The organism is Mycobacterium tilburgii (genome assembly GCF_902168065.1).
In the GTDB taxonomy this organism is placed as follows: domain Bacteria; phylum Actinomycetota; class Actinomycetes; order Mycobacteriales; family Mycobacteriaceae; genus Mycobacterium; species Mycobacterium tilburgii.
The window spans coordinates 1-5,292 of record NZ_LR655764.1; the positions used below are offsets into that span (position 1 = coordinate 1).

A 5,292-nucleotide genomic window follows, 5' to 3' on the forward strand; every position below is an offset into this window, starting at 1 on the left:
CCCCCCCACCCATGGGGACCCGGTCGTCGGCGTAGGCGACGTTTGCGGGCAAACCCGCTTGACACAGCAGCACGGCCACCAGCGCCGCTACCACGCACCGATGTGCTCTCTGCAATGCGTAAACTCCCATCGGCGCCCGGACGTCGGAGAACAGCTGCGCCAGTCTAAATGATCACCCGGGCCGCAATCTTGCTGTGCAAATAGCCGTCGGTGAGCCGTTGACCGATGGTCGGCTGGCCTCATCTGGCCTGGCGGCACATGGCAACATAAACCGCGACGAAGCGAGCGGGCTTGGCGACGATGCGGGCCGGGCAGTTGAGCGGAGAGGACCGTCTGTGAGCAAGGTCGATCGCAAGAATAGTGTGCCGAGCACCCTGACCACGATTCCGTTGGCGGATCCGCATGCCCGCAACGGCGAGCCGTCGATCGGTGACCTGATCAAAGACGCGACGACTCAGGCGTCCACCCTGGTGCGGGCCGAGGTCGAGCTGGCCCGTGCCGAGATCACCCGCGACATCAAGAAGGGCCTGACCGGCAGCGTCTTTTTCATCGCCGCGCTGGTGGTGTTGTTCTACTCAACGTTCTTTTTCTTCTTCTTCCTGACCGAGCTGCTCGACAACTGGCTGTGGCGCTGGGCGGCTTTCCTGATCATGTTCGCGCTGATGGTGGTGGTCGGTGGTGCGCTGGCGCTGTTGGGTTGGCTGAAGATGCGCCGGATCCGGGGGCCGCAGGAAACGATCGAATCGGTCAAGGAGACCCGCACCGCGCTCACCCCTGGCCACGACAAGGCCGGTGCCAAGGAGCTCACCGACGCCGCCGGAGAGCAGGCTCCGTCCGACCCCTCGGGTTGGTAGATGGCGTCGCCAGATCCGTCGGTGGTCCGCATCGACGGGCCGTGGCGCCATTTGGATGTGCACGCCAACGGCATTCGGTTCCACGTCGTCGAGGCGCTCCCGGACGGTGACGAGGCGCCGAGCGTGGCGGCGGCCCGACCGCTGGTGATGCTGCTGCATGGTTTCGGATCGTTCTGGTGGTCCTGGCGCCACCAGTTGCGCGGATTGACCGGAGCGCGTGTCGTCGCGGTCGACCTTCGCGGTTGCGGCGGCAGCGACAAACCGCCCCGCGGGTATGACGGCTGGACGCTGGCCGGTGATGCGGCCGGACTCATTCGCGCGCTTGGGCATTCGTCGGCGACGCTGGTCGGCCACGCCGACGGCGGCCTGGCCTGTTGGACCACCGCGCTGCTGCATTCTCGGCTGGTGTGCGGTATCGCGCTGATCAGTTCGCCCCACCCGGTCGCGTTGCGGCGCTCGGTGCTGACCCGCCGCGATCAGAGGTCCGCGCTGCTGTCGACGCTGCTGCGCTATCAGCTACCGGTGTGGCCGGAGCACCTGCTGACCCGCGACCACGGAGCCGAGATCGAGCGACTGGTCAGCAGCCGCAGCTCCGGCAAATGGGTTGCTTCCGAAGACTTCTCACAGACCATCGGGTACCTGCGCACCGCGATTCAGATTCCCGGAGCGGCGCACTGCGCCTTGGAGTATCAGCGCTGGGCGGTGCGCAGCCAACTGCGCACCGAGGGACGACGCTTCATGAAATCGGTGTCCCGCCAGCTGGGAGTACCGCTGCTGCATCTGCGCGGCGACGCCGATCCGTACGTGTTGGCCGACCCGATCAACCGCAACCAACGCTTCGCGACCCAGGGCCGCTACATATCCGTCGCCGGCGCAGGGCATTACAGCCACGAAGAGGCCCCCAAGGAAGTCAACAAACACCTAGCGCGGTTTCTCGAACAGGTGCACGGCCCCTTGGTCAGCTGACGCAGTTGCCGGTCCCGACCTGTTGGGTGTCACCGATCCGGGACAGCTGACTGGCGACCTCACCGGCCGTCAACACGAATCCCGTGTCGGGATCGTCGACGGCGGCGCCGAACACCACGCCGAGCACCTTGCCGGTGAGGTCGATCAACGGCCCACCCGAATTGCCTTGCTCCACATTGGCCTTGATGGTGTAGACGTCACGGGTCACCGGCGCGGGGTCCCGGTAGATGTCGGGACCGCTGAGCTTGATGGCTTCTCGGATCCTGGCCGGGGTCGCGGTGAAGTTACCGCCGCCGGGATATCCCAGCACCACCACGCTGGTGCCGGTTTTCGCCTCGTTGTCGCTGAACGCCAGCGGGGGCGGCGGCAGGTTCGGGATGGACAGGATCGCGATGTCGACCGACGGGTCATAGGAGATCACGGTGGCCTCCAGCGGATTGCCGCTGGCGTAGATCTGCACGCTGCTAGATCCGGCCACCACGTGTGCGTTGGTCATCACCCGGTCCGGGGCGATGATGAAACCACTGCCCTCCAACACTTTCTGGCAGCTGGGCGCCAGGCTGCGCACCTTGACGACACTGGGCGCGGCGGCCTTCACCACCGGATTGTTGGCCAGGGCGGGATCCGGCGACTCGACGGGGATCACCGGGGTGCGGCTGAACGGCTCCAGCACGGCGGGCAACCCGGAGGTGTTCAGCAGCGCCGAAAGGCGTTTGGGCACCGTCTTCAGCCAGGGCGGCGCGATGTCGTTGACCTCGGCGAGCACGCGCGAACCGCGCACCGCCGCCGCCAACCTGGGCTGGTCTTTCGACTGGGTGAGCGGAGTCGCAAGCAGCCACGCCGCGGTGAGCACCACGACGAGTTGCACGCCCACCCCGATGACGGAGTCGGCGGCTCGGATGCTGCGGCTGTGGATCGCGCCGCGAACCGCCCGCCCCAGCACGACGCCGGCGACCTCCCCGACAACGACCAGCGCGAGGATCAAAAACAGCGCGGCGAACAGCTTGGCGCGGGGGGCGGCGATATGGCTAACAATGTGGGGGGCCAGCAGCACCCCGGCGATCGCACCAAGCAGCACGCCGACGAACGAGAACAGCGAACCGACCGCGCCGGAACGCCAGCCCGAGATCGCGGCGATGAAGGCCACGGCGAGCACCGCGACGTCCAGCCACTGCGACGGGGTCATCGGGTTCATTGGCCGCCGCCTTGTCGGCCGACCAATCTCTTTGCGTCGTCGAGTTCGCCGACGTCGTCGGTGTCCCATGGCTGCGCCCAGCCCGCGACATCGAGCACCGCAGAAATCACCTGGCCAGTGAATCCCCAAACCAGCATCTGGTTCAACAAGAACGCCGGACCCGCCCAGCGGTTGCCGAGGTCGCTGCGGTACACCATCAGGCGATTCTGTGGGTCGGCGGCGCCGCCGGGAAACGCGGCCTGGCCCGCATGGTGCCGCAGCGACGACGCCCGCACGGTGAGTAGCAGGTCGGCGTCGTCGGGCACGCCCCCGTCGGCCGGCCCGGACTCCGGGGCCCGAAAACAGCACCAGCACCGGCGGCCTCGCGGTCATCGCGCCGGGAAGAAGCCGCTCGGTCCGCGGTCACCATCGCCAGCACTTCGGGCGGCAGCCGGCGACGGTAGGCGTCCGGCATCTGATCGACGTTGTCCATCAGCGGACATAACCGGGACGGGTAGGCGTCGGGTGTCAGGGGAACCGTCCCCTGAGCGCGGGCGGCACCCCCAACACTCACCGGCGCCTCCTCGTCGAGTCCACCTGCCCAGGCTATTTCAGGACGTGGAACTTGGTCATCCGTCGCTTCCGACCGCGGCCGCGACCTCGTCGGCACTCGCGAAATCCCGCAGCAGCGTTTGCGCAACGCTACCGTCCGGTCGCAGCACGACCGTCGCGGGCACCACATTCGCCACTTTGATCGCCGCGGCGGTGAGCCGACGGCCGTCCTGCAGCGTCGGCAGCCGAACGCCCAGCTCCGCCAGCCGCGTCAACGCCGCGGTTTCGTTCTCGTCCTGGTGCACCGTCACCACCAAGACATCGGGCCAGACTCGTCGCTGATATTCGGCCATCGCGGGCAGTTCGGCCGCACACGGCGCGCACCAGTAGGCCCACAGGTTGAGGACCACGCGTCGCCCGGCCAGCGCCCGGGCGACGTCGACGCTGGATCCGTCGGCCGCGCATTCTACGAAGACGCCGCGCAGGGCGGCTGGTCCGGGACCGCTGCCGGGCGCCGGGCAGGGCGGCAGGTCGGCGTGCTGCCGGGGGCCGGCCGGCACGGCCGGTGTGTCCGCATCCCGGTACTCGCGATTGGGTGACGGCGGCGGCTCTGCGAAGGGCGGCGTGCTGTCAGGCAGTTGTGCGACCAGCGCGACGACCAGTGCCGCGACCACCGCCAGGATGGCGATGGTCCAGCGTGTTCGTCGGGTCAACGTCGTCATACGCGGCCGAGGGCCGTTTTACAAGCCGACCAGCGAGAGCAGGTGCTCGGCCTCCGGGCCCTGGACCAGGGGCGCGGCCAGGGCCGGCTCGGTGGGGCCGAGACCGTACGACGGACAGTCCTTGGCGAGCACGCAGACGCCGCACGCCGGCTTGCGGGCATGACACACGCGCCGGCCATGAAAGATCACCCGGTGACTCAGCATGGTCCATTCGCGGCGTTCGATCAGTTCACCGACCGCGTGCTCGATCTTGACCGGATCCTTCTCCGCGGTCCACCGCCACCGGGTCACCAGCCGCTGGAAATGGGTGTCGACGGTGATCCCGGGGATGCCGAATGCGTTCCCGAGGATGACGTTGGCGGTTTTGCGTCCGACGCCGGGCAGGGTCACCAATTCGTCCATGGTCGAGGGCGCCTCGCCGTCGAACCGCTCGACGAGCGCCTGACCGAGGCCGATCAACGAACTGGCCTTGTTACGGAAGAAACCAGTGGGGCGTATGAGGTTTTCCAGTTCGTCGCGATCGGCCTGCGCGTAATCCAGCGCCGACTTGTATCGTCGGAACAGCGCCGGCGTCGTCAGGTTCACCCGCTTGTCGGTGCTCTGCGCCGACAGGATGGTGGCCGCTGCGAGTTCCAGCGGATTGGTGAAATCCAGCTCGCAGTGCGCCTCCGGAAAGGCTTGTGCCAGAGTGCGATTCATTCGACGGGCGCGCCGTACCAACCCGGCGCGGGTTTCGGAGGCCCAGCGGCGCGCGAGTGCCGAGTCAGTTTTCGGATCGGCCACGGCCGGTTTCGATTTCGAACGCCCAAACGGCCGCGCCACGGTCACCTACGACAGAGTACTGATTTCGTAACCTGGCTGAGACCTTGAGCATGTTTACTCTCGTTGTGTTGTGGTTGCTGGTGGCCTGCGTGCCCGTGCTGCTGATGCTCGCCGCGCTCGGCCTGGACCGGCTCGAACGGGAGCTCGGCCGCGAGTCGATCGCCGCCACCAACGTCGACGAGTTCCTCGACCAGGCGCAGCC

Annotated in this window: 5 protein-coding genes and 2 pseudogenes; 3 read left to right on the plus strand and 4 right to left on the minus strand. The window is 67.6% G+C overall.

Annotation, left to right across the window (positions count from 1 at the left end):
* The first annotated feature begins 335 nt into the window (after positions 1–335).
* Both FQ389_RS17280 and FQ389_RS17285 read left to right on the plus strand, forming a co-directional pair.
* Positions 336–854, plus strand: coding sequence for a phage holin family protein (locus tag FQ389_RS17280; RefSeq protein WP_144209860.1), 519 nt, complete (start codon positions 336–338; stop codon positions 852–854).
* Positions 855–1,820, plus strand: coding sequence for an alpha/beta fold hydrolase (locus FQ389_RS17285; protein WP_144209863.1), 966 nt, complete (start codon positions 855–857; stop codon positions 1,818–1,820).
* Here the strand turns inward: FQ389_RS17285 and marP are convergent.
* The 4 genes and pseudogenes from marP to nth form a co-directional block, all read right to left on the minus strand.
* The gene (gene marP / locus FQ389_RS17290; RefSeq protein ID WP_144209866.1) at positions 1,813–3,006 is read right to left on the minus strand and encodes an acid resistance serine protease MarP; all 1,194 of its coding nucleotides are present in this window, start codon (positions 3,004–3,006) and stop codon (positions 1,813–1,815) included. The two genes, FQ389_RS17285 and marP, sit on opposite strands and share 8 nt — an antisense overlap.
* Before the next feature lie 5 nt (positions 3,007–3,011).
* Positions 3,012–3,487: pseudogene (locus FQ389_RS17295) on the minus strand (hypothetical protein).
* 136 nt (positions 3,488–3,623) lie between these two features.
* Positions 3,624–4,268 carry a TlpA family protein disulfide reductase gene (locus FQ389_RS17300; protein WP_144209869.1) on the minus strand — a complete coding sequence of 215 codons (645 nt, stop codon included), beginning with the start codon at positions 4,266–4,268 and terminating at the stop codon, positions 3,624–3,626.
* 18 nt (positions 4,269–4,286) lie between these two features.
* Positions 4,287–4,967 (minus strand): endonuclease III, encoded by a 681-nt coding sequence (gene nth / locus FQ389_RS17305; RefSeq protein WP_144209872.1) that lies wholly within the window; start codon positions 4,965–4,967, stop codon positions 4,287–4,289.
* A gap of 173 nt (positions 4,968–5,140) precedes the next feature.
* On the opposite strand from nth, the pseudogene FQ389_RS18330 reads away from it, so the two are divergent.
* Positions 5,141–5,292: pseudogene (locus FQ389_RS18330) on the plus strand (hypothetical protein); the annotation flags it as partial.